This is a genomic window from Photobacterium sp. 1_MG-2023 (genome assembly GCF_030547945.1).
Classification (GTDB): Bacteria; Pseudomonadota; Gammaproteobacteria; order Enterobacterales; family Vibrionaceae; genus Photobacterium.
Genome location: NZ_JAUORR010000015.1, coordinates 90,657 through 107,321, shown reverse-complemented (window position 1 = coordinate 107,321; position 16,665 = coordinate 90,657). Strand labels below are relative to the sequence as shown.

General features: G+C 52.6%; 14 protein-coding genes. 8 read left to right on the top strand and 6 right to left on the bottom strand.

Going from position 1 to position 16,665, the window contains the following annotated elements; translation table 11 throughout:
• Nucleotides 1-257: 257 nt before the first annotated feature.
• From Q4579_RS14380 to Q4579_RS14360, 5 genes are all read right to left on the bottom strand, one after another.
• A complete protein-coding gene (locus Q4579_RS14380) occupies nt 258-776 on the bottom strand; it encodes a protein disulfide oxidoreductase (protein ID WP_303565179.1) in 519 nt (172 codons plus the stop codon).
• On the bottom strand, nt 769-2,880 hold the full coding sequence (locus Q4579_RS14375; protein WP_303565178.1) for a protein-disulfide reductase DsbD: 2,112 nt from the start codon (nt 2,878-2,880) through the stop codon (nt 769-771). Before Q4579_RS14375 ends, Q4579_RS14380 begins: the two co-directional genes overlap by 8 nt.
• Before the next feature lie 59 nt (nt 2,881-2,939).
• Nucleotides 2,940-3,305: a hypothetical protein gene (locus Q4579_RS14370; protein ID WP_303565177.1), complete on the bottom strand. Its 366-nt coding sequence runs from the start codon at nt 3,303-3,305 to the stop codon at nt 2,940-2,942.
• A 151-nt stretch (nt 3,306-3,456) separates the two neighbouring features.
• On the bottom strand, nt 3,457-3,846 hold the full coding sequence (locus tag Q4579_RS14365) for a DUF805 domain-containing protein (protein ID WP_303565175.1): 390 nt from the start codon (nt 3,844-3,846) through the stop codon (nt 3,457-3,459).
• Nucleotides 3,847-3,912: 66 nt separating this feature from the next.
• A complete protein-coding gene (locus tag Q4579_RS14360) occupies nt 3,913-4,815 on the bottom strand; it encodes a LysR family transcriptional regulator (protein WP_303565189.1) in 903 nt (300 codons plus the stop codon).
• A 227-nt stretch (nt 4,816-5,042) separates the two neighbouring features.
• Between Q4579_RS14360 and Q4579_RS14355 the strand changes: the two genes are divergently transcribed.
• The gene (locus tag Q4579_RS14355) at nt 5,043-7,859 is read left to right on the top strand and encodes an FAD-binding and (Fe-S)-binding domain-containing protein (RefSeq protein ID WP_303565174.1); all 2,817 of its coding nucleotides are present in this window, start codon (nt 5,043-5,045) and stop codon (nt 7,857-7,859) included.
• Between the two features lie 245 nt (nt 7,860-8,104).
• Here Q4579_RS14355 and Q4579_RS14350 read toward each other — a convergent pair whose 3' ends face one another.
• Nucleotides 8,105-9,736, bottom strand: coding sequence for a methyl-accepting chemotaxis protein (locus tag Q4579_RS14350; RefSeq protein ID WP_303565173.1), 1,632 nt, complete (start codon nt 9,734-9,736; stop codon nt 8,105-8,107).
• Between the two features lie 585 nt (nt 9,737-10,321).
• On the opposite strand from Q4579_RS14350, the gene Q4579_RS14345 reads away from it, so the two are divergent.
• From Q4579_RS14345 to Q4579_RS14315, 7 genes are all read left to right on the top strand, one after another.
• The gene (locus Q4579_RS14345) at nt 10,322-11,140 is read left to right on the top strand and encodes a phosphate ABC transporter substrate-binding protein (protein ID WP_303565171.1); all 819 of its coding nucleotides are present in this window, start codon (nt 10,322-10,324) and stop codon (nt 11,138-11,140) included.
• Between the two features lie 92 nt (nt 11,141-11,232).
• On the top strand, nt 11,233-12,144 hold the full coding sequence (pstC, locus tag Q4579_RS14340) for a phosphate ABC transporter permease subunit PstC (protein WP_303565188.1): 912 nt from the start codon (nt 11,233-11,235) through the stop codon (nt 12,142-12,144).
• A 5-nt stretch (nt 12,145-12,149) separates the two neighbouring features.
• The gene (gene pstA, locus Q4579_RS14335; RefSeq protein WP_303565169.1) at nt 12,150-13,037 is read left to right on the top strand and encodes a phosphate ABC transporter permease PstA; all 888 of its coding nucleotides are present in this window, start codon (nt 12,150-12,152) and stop codon (nt 13,035-13,037) included.
• A 16-nt stretch (nt 13,038-13,053) separates the two neighbouring features.
• The gene (pstB, locus tag Q4579_RS14330; protein ID WP_303565167.1) at nt 13,054-13,803 is read left to right on the top strand and encodes a phosphate ABC transporter ATP-binding protein PstB; all 750 of its coding nucleotides are present in this window, start codon (nt 13,054-13,056) and stop codon (nt 13,801-13,803) included.
• 215 nt (nt 13,804-14,018) lie between these two features.
• A complete protein-coding gene (locus tag Q4579_RS14325) occupies nt 14,019-14,396 on the top strand; it encodes a hypothetical protein (RefSeq protein ID WP_303565166.1) in 378 nt (125 codons plus the stop codon).
• Nucleotides 14,397-14,480: 84 nt separating this feature from the next.
• Nucleotides 14,481-16,121, top strand: coding sequence for a mechanosensitive ion channel family protein (locus tag Q4579_RS14320; RefSeq protein WP_303565165.1), 1,641 nt, complete (start codon nt 14,481-14,483; stop codon nt 16,119-16,121).
• Nucleotides 16,122-16,222: 101 nt separating this feature from the next.
• Nucleotides 16,223-16,657 (top strand): META domain-containing protein, encoded by a 435-nt coding sequence (locus Q4579_RS14315; protein WP_303565164.1) that lies wholly within the window; start codon nt 16,223-16,225, stop codon nt 16,655-16,657.
• Nucleotides 16,658-16,665: the final 8 nt, after the last annotated feature.

Genomic DNA, 16,665 nt, shown 5'->3' with positions numbered 1-16,665 from the left:
GATAACCGCCTGCGCGAAAGTGGCGGTATTATGATGAATTTAAAATCATTCGTCGTTCCCGCGCAGGCGGGAACCCAATGACGTTAATGCGCCGGAGCCTCGTCTGGGTACTGTGAACAATACTGCCGAATGGCTGAACTTGGCTGTGACTTGATCTGTTCAATGATGTTTTGAACGCGCTTTGAGCCCGGCGCTCGATGGATTCCCGCAAGAGCGGGAACCCAGATCACCAATTGATTAAAATGATAAAACCCACCTCAGGCCAGCCAGAGACGCGCAAGCATCCCCATTGGCGTGGTGATACCACTGGTGATGGATTCAACTTTGCCATCCCGGACGATGAAGATCGTTGGGGTGAAAGCCACACCCCACTGGCGGCCCAGCACATTGTTTGGATCGTTCACATTCGGAAAATCCAGCGCTTTATGATCGAAATATCGCTGCAACTTTTCATCCGGTCCGGATGAGAGCGATATCCCGACCGTCGGATAATACTGGCTCAGCCAGTTGACACTCGGCGTCACAAAACGGCAGACACCACACCAGGTGGCCCAGTAATAGACCAGCACGGGCTGGTCCTGACTCAGCGCAGCCAGATCAACTGGCTGGCCGTGAATATCTGTCGTCTTCAGCGTAAATGGCACATCATCCGGTACAGACTGGCTTCGCCAGAGATCGGCCGCCACGGTCACCGCCGTCAGCAGCACGGAAAAAAACGCAATCTCCCTGAGCCACTTTTTCCAGCCCTTCGCTTTCGATGTCGTTTGCTCAGCCATGTTCCGCCTCTCCTTTGGCCTGCTCAATGGCCTGCATCACTTGTTCACTGGTATAAATCACGGGCAGCGGGATCCCTTCCGGGGCCGCGGGTCCGTACACAATATTAAACGGCACGCCAAATCGTCCATAGGATTGTAAATACGACGTGACCGTATCATTCGGGATGGTCCAGTCGCCACGGATCCGGACCATGCCCGGTTGCTGAAGTGCGTCATAAACAGGTTGCTGCAACAGCACTCTGATTTTGTTCGCTTTACAGGTGATACACCAATCCGCAGTGACATCCACAAACACGGTATTCCCCTGCGCAACGGCCTGATCAATGGTCTGAACCGACAGCGGTTGCCATTCGAGTTCCGGTGGCAATGGTGTGGCCCATCGATCAGCCGTCATACTGCCCATCAGCAGCACGGCTGCCCCGCCCAGCAGGAAAACACTGCTCAGAACTCCGACCGGTTTTCCGCCATAAACGCGCACGCTACGCCAGAGAATCCCGGCAACCGCCACGAGTCCGGTCAGCCACAAGAACCAGATCGGCCAGTGGGGAGACAACAACGTCAGCAGCCAGACTGTGGTCGCCAGCATCATCAGGCCAAACACGACCTTCATTTTCCCCATCCAGGCACCGGGTTTAGGGAACAGGCGCACCAGAGCCGGGAACACCGCAATCACAATCCAAGGCAGTGCCATGCCGAGCCCCAGACCGGTAAAGATCAACGCCAGTTGCAGATAACTGCCCGCCAGCGCAAAAGCTACCGCCGTGCCCAGAAATGGCGCCGAACACGGGGTCGCCAGAAACGTTGCAAACATCCCTTGCGCGAAATGTCCGCTGTAGCCATTTCCGTTCCGGGTGCCCAGCCAGGTGCTGAGTCCAGAGGGTAAACGAATCTCAAACAAGCCCAGCATGTTAGCGCCGAAAATCAAGGTCATGCCCGCCATGAGCGCCAGAAAGCCTGCACTCTGGAACTGGATGCCCCAGCCAATCACCTGGCCGGACAATTTCAGCCCCCCCAGCACCAGCGCAATCAGCCAGAAAGCACTGACAATCCCGCCAGATGATGCCAGAAACTGCCATCGAATCTGACGCTTTTCCTGATGTTCTGCGGTCAGCACAGTTGACAGCTTCATCCCCAGTACCGGTAAAACACAGGGCATGATATTCAGAATCAACCCGCCAACCAGCGCCAGACCAAACATCACCAGCACACTGGTTTGTGTCGCTGATTGAATGCGCCCGGCTTCAACCTGGACCGGGTATTCAGCCAGCATGGCCTGATCTTTCACAGTCAGCCGGACAGACTGCCCACTGAGATTGGGTTCACCAAACCAGCTGGACACACGAAAGACCGCCGTCAGCGTATTCCCGTCGATTTGCATACTGGGTTTGGCGAAGCTGCTGTCTTTCACGGCGTCGGTATCACCATCGATAAAAGCATCCGGCGCTTGCCAGCCTTGCGGGCTGGTCAGCGTCACTTGCAACTGTTGCTGCTGTGCATCCCAGATGGCCCGAACCGATTCAGGCGCGGCAGGCGCCGCCGGGACCAGACTCATCGCCTGTGCATAGCGGCTGACTTCAGGACCGGATGGCTGTAGTTCCGACGGAATAAATGACAGATCAACTGGATAATCGGTGATCACACAAACGGTGGAGCAGGATGACAAACTCAGGTTTGCCAGCAGAATCACTGGTTGCGAAAAGTCTTCGACCGTCAGTGTCATCGGGAAGATCACATCCCCGGCATAACCGATGGTTTCCACACCGAGCACGTCATAACGCTCCGGCGCTGGCCAGTGCCAGGACAGATCGCGCAGGTTGGCAGAATCCTGCCAGTTCATCGTGGGCGCGACACCGCCTTCACCCGGGGATCGCCAGTAGGTTTTCCAGCCCTTGGCTAACCGGACTTCCAGATAACCGGCCACCGTGCCCTGCGACGGGTCAGTCTGGCCCGTCAGCACAAAACGTGTTTCCACGGGGGGATGTTTGGGATCGCTCAACCAGGGCGTACTGACTGGCGCCGCCTGAATGACTGCAGCAAAAAACAGACACAGGCCCATCCACCCGAAGCGGAACAGGCGTGATGTTAAGATAGAGTTACTTCGCATTTTCTTTCCTATATGAATTCACAAGACACATTCTCTGAAGGGTTCAGGAGACGGATCTGTCATTCACGGAAAGTACAAAACTGAAGGTGTAATCGTCGTTTGGGAACCTTCGGCTCCCGAAAAGGCGGCGGAGATATCCGGCTGGCACCAAAGAGTCCGGCAATCAGCAGCAACAGACCCAGCACCGGCAGGAAGAATAAATCCAGCTGTTGCCATTGCATCTGCACTAACTGGCTGGAGAGCTCACATTCAGACGCTGAAGTGGCCTCGGAAGTCTTCGCGTCCTGCTGCACCATCGCCACATGCTGTATTGCAGCCCCCCCATTAGGACACATGGACAGCAGACCGAGATTTTTCGTCAGACACACCAAAATCACCCAAAGCGTCAGCATCAGGGCGTAGCGGGCATTTGTCGGATGTTGCAACAATCTCTGCATGTCAATGGTGAACCGGAAACGATAGCCGTTGGACGCAGACGCGCCGTAAAAGTTTCAAACGGAAGGCAAGATAACACGAACCTGTCGAACCGGATAAGCCTCCGTCTGTTACAAGACGTATCCGTTGCCGCACAGCGGACTACACCGATATCCGCCCCATCCCCGGGTCTTCTTTGGGATTCAGGCCATATTCGTTCTCACCGGGCTGACCGTCCTGTACAAAAAAGATCACCAGCACGATGAAGCCAAGAATCGGCACCAGCACCAGAAGCATCCACCAGCCAGAGCGGCCAATGTCATGCAATCGTCGTGCGCCGACGGCCAGAGAAGGCAGCAACACGGCAAGTGAATAGATGCCACCCAGCATCCCTGTTCCCTCCTCAACACCGGGGGTCTGCAACAGATGATCCACAACCCCCAGCGCCAGCGTAATCACCAGATTGATCAGGAAGAAGTACCAGTATTCCTGTCGTTGTGCGCGTCCTGAAAACACCGCGTACTTTTTCAGCGCATATAAATACCAATTCATGCTCTGCCCCCCAGTACATTTACACTCAATTATAGGAGGCAGATCACAATCAAATCGGTTTTGTCTTTAAAAATAATGAGAAATCGCCTGATAGGCTTGCCGGAGATGCTCGATCAGCATGCGAATTTTTTGTGACGGTTGCCGGGTAAACGGATAGACCGCATAGATCCCTAACCTTTTCCCGACCCGGTTCGGCATCAAATCCACCAGCGTGCCCGCCATCAGATCGTGATACACCAGACAACGCGGCATATAAGCAATGCCATACCCTGCCAGCGTCGCTTTTCGCAACGCGGCGGCATTATCTGTCGTGAAGTTCCCGCTGATTTTCAGGGTATATCCCTGTCCCTGCTCATCCAGAAACTGCCATTCGGCTGCGCCCGTCGACTGATAAGCATACTGCAGACAATTGTGGTGGAGTAGGTCTTCCGGGGACACCGGTTTGCCCTCGCGGCGGCAATACGCCCCGGAGGCACAAACCACCCACTGTGAGTCAATCAGGTGCCGGGCAATCAGGCTGGAATCTTCCAGATACCCGGTGCGGATCACCAGATCATATCCCTCGCCGACCACATCGACAAAACGGTTTTCCATCGACATTTCAATGGTAATTTTCGGATGCTGATGACAAAACCCCGCGACAGCTTCTGCCAGCAGTAATTCGCCGGAAATCGTCGGCACCGACATCTTCACGTGTCCGCTCAGACTTTCGCCAAACCCGCTCACGGCATCCACCGCTTCTGCAGCGGCCTGTTTCACATGCTTTGCCCCCTGATACAGCACTTTACCGGCTTCACTCAGGCGGATGCTGCGCGTGGTCCGAAAAAGAAGCTGTACGCCAAGTTCATCTTCCAGCCGGGCAATATGCTTACTCACTATAGACCCGGTGATCCCCAGATTTTCGGCCGCTTTGCTGAAAGAGCCATCTTCGACCACCTGAACGAACAGGATCAGATCATCTGTTTTTATCATCGAATTCAATCAAATTTGGAAGGAATGAATTTCATTATTTCCATTTATTGCAAGAAAAGAAAGCGATAGGGTTCACAACCGATTCACAAAAGCACCCCAAACATGAAAAGCTGAGATCACAAACAGCCGCTGCAGGTGATCAAACGCTACACTTGAACCATCCTGATGTTTCATGAATAAAAACAAAGCATTTCACTGATTTCAGCCTCCGAGCAAGGGCAACTATGACAGACATTCACCAGCAACTCCTTTCGCGCCTTGAACCTGTTCTGGACGCCACACAAATCATCACCGATGAAGCCAGACGACTCGCCTATGGCACCGATGCCAGTTTCTACCGGATGGTGCCCCAAATCGTACTCCGGTTAGACAATCTGTCTCAGGTTCAGCAGGTTATCGCTCTCTGTGCCGAGCTGCACCTTCCCTACACATATCGCGCAGCGGGCACCAGTTTGTCCGGACAGGCCGTGTCTGATTCTGTGCTCATCACACTGAGCGATCAGTGGCGCGGGCATCACATTGAAGCAAATGGCCTGAAAATCACACTTCAGCCGGGCGTGATTGGTGCCGATGCCAACCGTTACCTGGCCCCGTTCGGGCGTAAAATCGGCCCGGACCCGGCCTCGATCAACACCTGTAAGATCGGCGGTATCGCGGCCAATAATGCCAGCGGCATGTGCTGCGGGACGGCGCAAAACTCGTTTCGGACTGTGAATGGCATGACTCTGCTGCTCACGGACGGGACCGTGCTGGATACCCGGGATGAAGCCAGTACCGCAGCCTTTCGCCAGAGTCATGCGCACCTGCTGGGCGAGATTGAAGCCCTGCGGGACGATATTCAGGCCAATCCGGCACTGAAAGAAAAGATTCAGCATAAATATCGCCTGAAAAACACCACAGGCTATGCCCTCAATGCGCTGACGGATTTTCAGGATCCCATCGACATCATTGAACACCTGATGATTGGCTCTGAAGGCACCTTGGGGTTCATTGCCGATATCACTTACAACACCGTTGAAGAACATCCGCACAAGGCCTCTGCCCTGCTGGTGTTCGGCAGTATTGAAGCAGCCAGCGAAGCCACCGCTGTGCTGGCCAGAACACCTGTTTCTGCCGTGGAAATGATGGATGGCCGGGCCATGCGGTCGGTCGCGGACAAACCCGGCATGCCCGAGTTTATCGCCCGGCTGGATCTGGAAGCGGCGGCCTTGCTGGTGGAAAGCCGTGCAGGTTCTGAAGAAGCGTTGCTCAGTCAATGCGAAACCATCATGCACAGCATGGCCGCATTCACCATTATTGAGTCCGTGCCCTTCACCTCGGAACCCACCACGGTGAACACACTCTGGGCGATCCGGAAAGGCATGTTCCCTGCGGTAGGGGCTGTGCGGGAAACCGGCACCACGGTCATCATTGAAGACGTTGCATTTCCGGTGGCCGATCTCGCCAGAGGCGTCCGGGATTTACAGGCCCTGTTTGAACAGTTTCGCTATGACGAAGCCATCATTTTCGGTCATGCGCTGGAAGGCAACCTGCACTTTGTCTTTACGCAGGGGTTCGATACGCAGACAGAAATTGATCGCTATGGCGCGTTGATGGATGCTGTTGCGGAACTCGTGGCCGTGAAATATCAGGGCTCACTGAAAGCCGAGCACGGGACTGGCCGGAACATGGCCCCGTACGTTGAACTGGAATGGGGAAAAGATGCATATCAGCTGATGCAACGCATCAAGCGTGTGTTCGATCCGCAAGGCCTGCTCAATCCCGGCGTCATTATCAACGACAATCCCAAAGCGCATATCACTCACCTGAAGCCGATGCCCGCTGCAGATCCACGGGTTGATCGCTGTATTGAATGTGGTTTTTGTGAACCGGTCTGTCCGTCCCGGACGTTGTCTCTCTCCCCGCGACAGCGCATTGTGTTGTACCGGGAGCTGCAGCATCGCCGCAGACAAGGCCAAACCGCTGAAGCCAAAGCACTGGAGGAAGTCTTCAATTATCAGGGGATCGACACCTGTGCTGCAACCGGGCTCTGCGCAGAACGTTGCCCGGTTGGCATCAATACCGGGGATTTAATCAAGCAGCTGCGCACCGAAAAATATCAGCGTTTTACACCCATTGCCCGCTGGACGGCCAATCATTTCGCCACCACCACCCGACTGGTGAAAACCGGACTGGGCAGCGCACACTCGGCGCAGTCCCTGCTGGGTGAAGCACGTCTGACCCGGATCAGCGATCGCCTCCATCGTCTGAGCCAGGGCCGGACGCCACAATGGCTGCCCGAGCTGCCCACGATGAACCGGCATCCACTCAGTCAGGCGAGCAGCACTCAGTCGCACGGCGAGCGAAAGATTGTCTACCTGCCGTCCTGCGCCAGCCGGACCATGGGCCAGCAATCTGACAACCCGGACACGCGCTCCCTGACAGAGGTGACACTGTCACTCATTGAGAAGGCCGGCTTTGATGTGATCATCCCGGAAACAGTCAATGATCTCTGCTGCGGGATGCCCTACGACAGCAAAGGGATGCAGGAGCCAGCCCATCAGAAAATCAGTCAGCTCGAGGATTCGCTCTGGGAAGCCAGTCAGCATGGCCGCTACCCGGTGCTGATTGATACCAGCCCCTGTGCCAAGCGCAGTCTGGAACACTTCACCAAACTCATGCACATTGTTGAGCCGGTCGGTCTAGTGCTGCACTATCTGATGCCGCATCTGACGCTGAAACGAAAACAGGAAACCATCATGCTCCATATCACCTGCAGCAGCCGCCGCATGGGGCTGGAACATGAAATGGTAGAGCTGGCCAATGCCTGTGCCAGCCGAGTGGTTGTGCCGGAACATATTCAGTGCTGCGGCTGGGCCGGTGATAAAGGCTTTACAACCCCCGAGCTGAACGCGGCATCCCTGTCGCCCCTGAAAGCGCAAATCCCGGATGAATGCACTCGGGGCTTCAGTAACAGCCGAACCTGTGAAATTGGCTTATCGCACCACAGCGGTATTCCCTACGAGTCGATTCTGTATCTCGTCGACGAAGTGGCACACTGACCCACCGAGGATAGAATGGATGATCATGCACGGGTGAGTAAATATGCTCACCCGGATGCATAATATTTCAATCAACAAGAATAAATGCTCACCTGAAAGTGTTAACCAGCGCTCATTTCTCACCCTTAAGACAGTCATTTTGAGGGGCGAGCACTAATATCAGTAATGCCTTTAGGTCTTACAGGTAAAGAAAAAACCCGCCAATGACACTTCATTTGGCGGGTTTGTTATTTTTGATTTTACAATCATTTAACCTGAAAGAAGCTCACCTGCTGTCTCACGTCCTGGCTGACGCGCTGCATGTCGTCACTGCACTGAACCGTATCGGACGCAATGGCTGAGGTTTTATCCGACAGGGCCTGGACTGTGTGAATATTCTGGCTGATATCCGCAGCCACTGCGCTCTGCTCTTCAGCAGCCGTGGCGATTTGCTGGGTCTGTTCATTCACTTCATGGATCATGTTCATGATGTCGGCCAGCAGCTGATTGGTTTCAGCCATGCGGGATTCTGCCTGATCCGCCTCTGATGTGCTGTCGGCCATCATATCGACAGCACTGCCGCATGCCTGTTGCAGCTGAGTCAGCATCTGCTCGATTTCATTCACCGAAGTTTGAGAGCGTTGTGCCAGGCCGCGAACCTCGTCGGCGACCACAGCAAAACCACGGCCCTGCTCTCCGGCACGCGCGGCTTCAATGGCGGCGTTCAGTGCCAGCAGGTTCGTTTGTTCCGCAATCCCGCGAATCACTTCCAGAATGCTTTCAATTTTTCTGGATTCGCCATGCAGGTCATTCACCACACCGGACGTTTCCTGCAAGGTGGACACCAAGCGCTGCACGACGGACTGGGTATGATTGGAGGACTCAATCCCCCGCTGGGCCAGTCCCATCATTTGATCGGAAGCTCGGGCAGAATCTGAGGTGTTGGAAGCAATGCTCTTACTGGTTGTCGACAACTCTTCAATCGCGGTGACCGCCAGAATGGTATGTTCCGACACTTCCCCGGCAGCAACCTGAATATTGTTGTTGGCTTCCTGAAGGATCCGGCTGTTCTCCGCCACCAGAGTACTGGAGCTGACAATGCCGCCCACGGTGTTTTTCAGGCGCTGGACTGTACTGTCGATGGCACGGCTCAGCACAGACACTTCATCTTTTCCGGGGACATCCGACAAGACATCCAGATGACCGCTTGCCAGCGCTTCCGCAGTTGCTTTCACCCGGTTGATCCCTTTGACCAGTCCACCCGCGATCCATTGGCTCAGCACAAAAGCAATCACCACAGCCAGTAAAATAGAAATATAGAAGACGATATTGGCGTTACTGATGGCCGCTACAGTGTCGGCATTGGCCTGAACGGCCCGGTCATTACTGGCCTGTTCTATCTGGTCAAACTGAAGATTCAGCGCTGCATAACTATCGACAAAGGCTCTGAACACCGGATAAGGGGCCTGATGATTGGGCGAGCTTTCCATGTCGCTGACAAACTGCCAGGTATTGTTCTGGTAGGTCTGGAGTTTGTCTTCAAATGAGTTCAGTAACCGGGGATCGCCACTGTAATTGGCCTTCAGTGCCTTCACCAGCTCAGGAGTTTTGGACGTGTTTTCGTCGATAATTGCACGAAACTCTGGCACCTGTTCCAGCAGACCGAGCAGATACACCACCTGCAACCCTCTGACGTTGCCAATGATGTCTGCCTGCGCCTGACGAATCTGACCGATCAATAACGACACCTGATAATTATGCTGATAGAACTGATTGAAGTTATTGCCAATCCGATCATTGGCCGATTTGATGAAAAGCATGGCAATCACGAACAACAAAGAGACCGCACTGCCGAGCACAAGAATTTTGTTGCGAATCGATAAATGACTTAACTGCATGAAAGTATCCCAACAACCGATTGACTGATAGTAGTGTTCACAAACTATTCACAAATTGAACACTAAAGGCAATAAAATGCTGAAAAAAGAATGCTATAATGCCACTTACGCTCAAATTTTTGCATAAAACTTATCAGGAGGTTTAAGTTTGACTTGAAAATCAACACCCCCTCCACCTCATCAGTGTGTACAATTTCATATAAAATAGAGCACATATCTTCGTGAGTCCTGTGAACATGGGTCTGACACACGCTCTATTTCATGCTTTCTGGCATCAGCACAAGTGTCATTGAAGTGAAATAAATCAGCGGCGATGTAGTTTTGCGGTCCGTGATGGCGAGAGATTCATCCCAAAAATCTTCGCTCTTTTTGGCTTTGATTATCGCCGTGAGGCATAGTTAATTTCATTTTCGAAATCTTAACTCCCGCTATTTCAAGCTTTTACGCTATGTATCAGCCACTTGATCCGACGTTCATAGAGTGTTCAACATTCTGTAACAGACCTGTCATAAAACTCTCCTAACCTGTGCCTCGTTCGTTAAACACATGATTGGCAAACACGCCAAAATCGAAAGGATTAGGAAAATGAAAGCAAAGGTTCTCGGCGCAATCGCAGTAGCAGGCTCAATGATTTTCAACCCGGCCATGGCGGCTGAAACCGTGTCAGTGGTCGGTTCATCTTCTGTAAGCCCACTGATGGAAGTTTTTGGCGAAACTTATGCAAAAACGCATGACGTTGTTGTTGAAGTGCAAGGCCCGGGTTCATCTGCCGGCGTTCGTGCAGCGCACGACGGTTCTGCTGACCTGGGGATGAGCTCACGTGATCTCAAGTCATCTGAAAAAGCAGCTGACATTCAAGAAGTTGTGATTGCACGTGACGGTATCGCCGTTGTGGTTCACAACTCCAACCCAGTCAAAGACCTGACGAAAGAACAAGTTTCTCAAATCTATAAAGGCGAAATCACCAACTGGAAGCAAGTTGGCGGTGAAGACAAGCCAATCGTGGTTGCAACCCGTGATACTGCTTCGGGTACCCGTGGCGCCTTCGAAGACATCATGTCACTGAAGCGTAAAGTGAACGGTAAAAGTGTTTCTGCCATTTCTCAGCGTGCTCAGGTTGCCAGCGGCAATGGTCAGCTGAAAACCATGGTTGCCAGCAACCCATTCTCAATCGGCTATATCTCTCTGGGCTCTGTCGACAACTCTGTGAAGCCACTGTCGATTGAAGGTCATCAGCCATCTGTTGAAGCCATCAAAGCCGGTGACTACTCAGTTCAGCGTCCATTCCTGGTCGTTTATAAAGAAGGCCGCCCTTCGAAAGCAGCGCTGGATTTCCTGAACTGGATCAAAACTGCTGACGCTCAGAAAATTGTTGCTGACAAAGGCTTCATTGCAACGCACTAATTGCCATACCTTTTGTCCGGCCTGACCTTCAGGCCGGATATTTTGATTCCTCAGTACCTGAATGATTTTCTTCAGGATCTGGAGTAAGCATGATGACCATCGCGAACAACCTTGAGAGCGCCAATAAAAAAGCCGCACTGAAAGCCGCGGACAAAATCGACTGGCGTGAACTCTTTTTTAAGTATCTGTTTATGGCGAGTGCCGTTCTGGGCATTCTCTCTCTGATCACGATTGCCTATTTTATTTTCCGTGAAGGCTATGCCGCGTTTGCAGAAGCCGGGGTTGGCGGGATTGTTCTGGGTGATGAGTGGCTACCACCTGCATTGTTCGGTATTTTCCCGATGATCGTCGCTTCTGTTGTCTCGACAGCAGGCGCGGTGATTCTGGGTGTCCCTGTGGGTGTGATGACCGCTATCTTCATTGCTGAAATCGCGCCGAAGCGCGTCGCGGATATCATTCGCCCGATGGTGGAACTGCTGGCTGGCATCCCTTCTGTGGTTTACGGTTTCTTCGGCCTGGTGATTATCGTTCCCCTGATTCAGAACGTCTTTGAAGTTCCGGCCGGGAATACAGTTCTGGCCGGGATTATCGTGCTGGCAGTGATGATCCTGCCCACGGTGATCACGGTTTCAGAAACCTCGATTCGTGCAGTGCCGCGTAGCTATAAAGAAGGCTCGCTGGCACTGGGTGCCTCGCACATTTTCACCATTTTCAAACTGCTGGTGCCAGCAGCACGTTCAGGCATCATGACCGGTGTGATTCTGGGGATTGCCCGGGCGCTGGGTGAAACCATGGCGATCATCATGGTGATGGGGAACTCTCCGGCACTGCCACGCGGTATTCTTGACTCCGCCCGGACCCTGACTGCAAACATTGCGATCGAAATGTCCTACGCCACCGGTATCCATGCCAGCGCACTGTATGCCACAGGCATTGTCCTGCTGGTGTTTATCATGATGCTGAATGCGGCCCTGCTCTACCTGAACCGTGAGCGTGCGAGGTAATCACAATGACTGTTTCAAATTCGAATTTCATTCAGCAGGCCGGTAATCCTGCAAAACAAAACCTGAAAGACAAAATTTATCTGGGCGTGATCTGGACGTGCGCCACCATCACTGTGGGCTTTCTGCTGTGGGTGGTCTGGTACATTCTGAGCAACGGCCTGTCCTATGTAGACTGGACGTTTATCTCCAGCAACTACACCACGCTGGGCGAAGAGTCCGGGATCTGGCCGATGATTGTCTCCACCATTTATATGGTGCTGGCATCGATTCTGGTCGCTGCACCACTCGGCATTATGACGGCCATTTATCTGACCGAATACGCCAAAGTCGGCAGCCGTCTGGTGAAAGTGATCCGCTTCTGTACCGAGTCACTGGCCGGAATTCCGTCCATTATTTACGGTCTGTTCGGGATGACGTTCTTTGTCGTCGTTCTGGGATTCGGTTTCTCGATTCTGTCGGGTGCGCTGACGCTGAGTATCCTGATTCTGCCCGTCATTATCCGTACCACAGAAGAAGCCCTGATGGCTGTGCCGCAAACTTATCGCGAAGGTTCTTACGGTCTGGGTGCTTCTAAAATTTACACCATCTGGCGTTTGATTCTGCCCAGTGCAATGCCAGGTATTGTCACTTCTATCATCCTCAGTGTAGGTCGTGTCATCGGTGAATCAGCGCCGGTCTTCATGACAGCAGGTATGGTGGCGCGTCTTCCGGAAAGTCTGCTGGACTCCGGCCGGACGCTGACCGTTCACCTGTACAAACTGACTCAGGAACTCTACACCATTCATGAATGGCACCAGGCCTACGCAACGGCCACCATTCTGATTGTTGTGGTTCTGGTCATTAACCTGATCACCAAGCTGATTGCACAACGTTTCAACACGGCGACTTACTGATTTCGAGGAAAAACACATGAACAAATTTAGCATTGAAAATCTGGACCTGTTTTACGGCGACAATCAGGCCCTGAAGAAAATTAATCTGCCGATTCCAAACCGTCAGGTCACGGCTCTGATCGGCCCTTCCGGTTGTGGTAAATCCACCCTGCTGCGCTGCCTGAACCGCATGAACGACCTGATTGAAGGCGTGAAAATCAAAGGCAAGCTGACCATGGACGACGAAGACGTGTATGGCAACATCGATGTGTCCAAGCTGCGTATCAAAGTCGGCATGGTGTTCCAGAAACCAAACCCATTCCCGATGAGCATTTACGAGAACGTTGCTTACGGCCTGCGCGCCCAGGGCGTGACTGACAAAAAGCAGTTAGATGAAGTCGTCGAGAAGTCCCTGCGCGGTGCTGCGCTGTGGGATGAAGTGAAGGATCGCCTGAAATCCCACGCCTTTGGTCTGTCAGGTGGCCAGCAACAGCGTTTGTGTATTGCCCGCACCATTGCCATGCAACCGGAAGTGATCCTGATGGATGAACCGACTTCAGCACTGGATCCAATTGCCACCAAGAAGATTGAAGATCTGATGGAGTCACTGAAAAAGGATTTCACCATTGTGATCGTCACGCACTCCATGCAGCAGGCACGCCGGATTTCAGACCGCACCGCCTTCTTCCTGATGGGTGAATTAGTCGAGCATGACGATACACACGCCCTGTTCAACAGCCCGCGCGATGATCGCACCCGTGGCTATGTGAACGGTGACTTCGGCTAATCCAGCCCGTCCGCTTTGTTTTGGGCAGGAAACACCTGCCTTCCTCGAAACGCCAAGATAATAAAAGCGATGGTAAACATTTGCCCCCTGAACCTGGGGGCTTTTTTTTGCATGTTTTTTACCCATCTCTGACATTTGCGATTCAGAGCCGCCATACACTGCAACTAAACACTGAATTAACCAGCCAGGCCGTTGTTCGCAGTCAGGTGTTTAAAATGCAAAAAAGCCAAGTCATTTCACAAGCAAGATCATGGATAGACATGTTATCCGCGCTGGAGAGAAAACCGCGCCTGACAGGCATTATCCAGTCATCCCGTATCGTTTCTCAGCAACTCGCCGCATTTTGCCGGCTCAACCATCTGATGTCGTTTGTTTATTCTCAAAACAGTCACCAGCAGTTGCTGGCGGAAACAATCGCCGTCTCGGCTTGCGACACGCTAATCTGTGACCAGCGACACTACCCGGCGCTCTGGTATATGCTGCATCAGGTGAAACGGCCTATGCTGATCATTCTGAATCAGGAAGAATGGACACCAGACTGGTGCTGGCAGTTTGGTCAACATCAGTTCTTGTGTCAGCAAGATTTACGCTGAAAAATATGACACCCTAGACCCTGATTGTTTCGCGGCACCCCGGTGACCGCGTTTTGTTTTTTTATTCACCCGGAAAAATGTTCAATGATACGTCAGTTTTTACGCCTCCTCATCTGCCTGACCTGGAGTGTCAGCGCGCTGGCTCAAACGGAAAGTCCTCCCAGCAAACTGGATGATCTCGCCCAGCTCAATCAGGAAGTCACCGAACTGTACCAGGCCAGCCAGCAGCGTGCCGGTTCCAGCCGGGATGTGCTGCGAATGCAGGTGCTGAATAAAAACAATGATTTAAGAGAGCTGCTCGGAGAATTGGTGAATACCCCGCCAGAAGGTGCTGAAAACACACTGATTCAGTCTGTCAAACATCAGATCCGCTACACAGCCGCTGCGGACAACTATCTGAATGAAAAAATTAAATCCGACGAACGCGTCATGGATGCAGCCCCTCAGGAAGAGCAACTGCTGAAACAGAAACAACTCAATGAAGAACGCCTGTTGTCTGCGGAAATGCTGGGGGATCAGTGGGAAAACTATCTCTGGCTGGAGCAACTGGGCATTCCGGCTGAAAAAGAGAAAGCAAAACTATCGAAGCGTATTTCAGAACGTCTTGAGTTCGTTTCCGCGTCGCTGGAATACAACAACCAGCAGGAACGAGTGCTGGCGAAACAGCTGAAAGAGGCATCTGAAAGCGAAAAAGCCACCCTGCAGCTGATGCATATTCTGGCACAACGCAAAGTGTCCAGCGACACAGAGCGCCTGAATTATCTGATCACCTTAGGCGATAAGGCACAGATCGATACTTCAGCATATAAAATGCAGCAATTTGAAGTCACCGGCGATCTGACCAATAACATTCTGAACGTTCAGGTGATCTACTCCATTCTTTCCACCTGGACAGAAAAACTCAAAAACTGGCTGATCGACAACACGCCGCAAGTGCTGTTCAAAGTCTTCATTTTTGTGCTGGTGATTCTGATTTTCCGGTTGCTGAAAAATCTGACCCGCCGGGTTGTGAAACGCGCCGTCTCCTCGCCAAATCTGAAAATGTCGCAGTTGATGCAGGACTTCTTTATTTCAATGTCAGGTAAGACTGTCTTTTTCATCGGCCTGCTGATTGCCCTGTCTCAAATCGGACTCAACCTTGCGCCGGTCCTGACCGGTTTCGGGGTCGCGGGTGTGATTATCGGTTTCGCATTGCAGGATACGCTGTCGAACTTCGCCTCAGGCATGATGCTGCTGATTTACCGACCTTTTGATGTCGGTGATTTTGTGGAAGCTGGTGGTGTGTCGGGGAAAGTCAGTCATATGAGTCTGGTGAACACCACCATTCGAACTTTTGACAACCAGATCATTATTGTGCCGAACAGCAAGATCTGGGGCGATACCATCAAGAACGTGACGCATGAACGTGTGCGCCGGGTCGATATGGTCTTCAGCATCGGCTATCACGACAGCATTGAGAAAGCCGAAGCCGTTTTACATGAGATTATCGACCAGCACCCGGCTGTCCTGCGGGCGCCGGAGAAAACCATCAAACTCCATACACTGAATGCCTCATCGGTGGACTTTATCGTCCGCCCTTGGGTGAAAACCGACGACTATTGGGATGTGTACTGGGATGTCACCCGTGAGGTCAAACTCCGTTTCGATCAGGCCGGGCTGACCATTCCTTTCCCACAGCAGGATGTGCATTTACACATGGTCAAATCAGACGATTCGAATCAATAACCAACAGCGCGCAAATCGGTTCTACAATAAAATCAGTTGCGCGCGGAATTTTTTGCCTTCCCGCAAGTCAAAAATTTCTCATCCATCTCAGGGGAAAACCAATGAAGAAACACCTGCTGACAGCCATGGGCACTGCCCTGTTTTTATCTGCCTGCGCCGGGACCGGCGGCAGCACTACCTCGAAGTCATCGGATGATCTGACACAGTATGAATGGGAACTGACGAAAATCGATAATCAGGCGGTGACCATTCCATCCATGGGTGCGGTGCCGACTCTGGGGTTTGAAAACACCACCATGGCGCACGGCCACTCTGGCTGCAACCGCTACTTCGGCAGTGCTGAAGTGAAAGACGGGAAATTCCGGATTGAAAAAATGGGCATGACTATGATGGCCTGCCCGGAAGATGCCATGAAGCTGGAGCGCGTGATGAGTGACACACTGAGCCAATGGAGCAACGCGGAAATCAGCGGCAATACTCTGACGCTGACGACTCAGCAGCACACGCTGACTTTTAAAGCCACCCAGTCCATGTAATCTACCAG

Bases quoted from the DNA above. Each gene is read 5' to 3' on its own strand.
- Q4579_RS14325 (WP_303565166.1), top strand. From the start codon at position 14,019: ATGCAAAAAAGCCAAGTCATTTCACAAGCAAGATCATGGATAGACATG.
- Q4579_RS14355 (WP_303565174.1), top strand. From the start codon at position 5,043: ATGACAGACATTCACCAGCAACTCCTTTCGCGCCTTGAACCTGTTCTG.
- Q4579_RS14320 (WP_303565165.1), top strand. From the start codon at position 14,481: ATGATACGTCAGTTTTTACGCCTCCTCATCTGCCTGACCTGGAGTGTC.
- Q4579_RS14345 (WP_303565171.1), top strand. From the start codon at position 10,322: ATGAAAGCAAAGGTTCTCGGCGCAATCGCAGTAGCAGGCTCAATGATT.
- Q4579_RS14380 (WP_303565179.1), bottom strand. From the start codon at position 776: ATGGCTGAGCAAACGACATCGAAAGCGAAGGGCTGGAAAAAGTGGCTC.
- pstA (WP_303565169.1), top strand. From the start codon at position 12,150: ATGACTGTTTCAAATTCGAATTTCATTCAGCAGGCCGGTAATCCTGCA.
- Q4579_RS14375 (WP_303565178.1), bottom strand. From the start codon at position 2,880: ATGCGAAGTAACTCTATCTTAACATCACGCCTGTTCCGCTTCGGGTGG.
- Q4579_RS14365 (WP_303565175.1), bottom strand. From the start codon at position 3,846: ATGAATTGGTATTTATATGCGCTGAAAAAGTACGCGGTGTTTTCAGGA.
- Q4579_RS14350 (WP_303565173.1), bottom strand. From the start codon at position 9,736: ATGCAGTTAAGTCATTTATCGATTCGCAACAAAATTCTTGTGCTCGGC.
- pstC (WP_303565188.1), top strand. From the start codon at position 11,233: ATGACCATCGCGAACAACCTTGAGAGCGCCAATAAAAAAGCCGCACTG.
- pstB (WP_303565167.1), top strand. From the start codon at position 13,054: ATGAACAAATTTAGCATTGAAAATCTGGACCTGTTTTACGGCGACAAT.
- Q4579_RS14315 (WP_303565164.1), top strand. From the start codon at position 16,223: ATGAAGAAACACCTGCTGACAGCCATGGGCACTGCCCTGTTTTTATCT.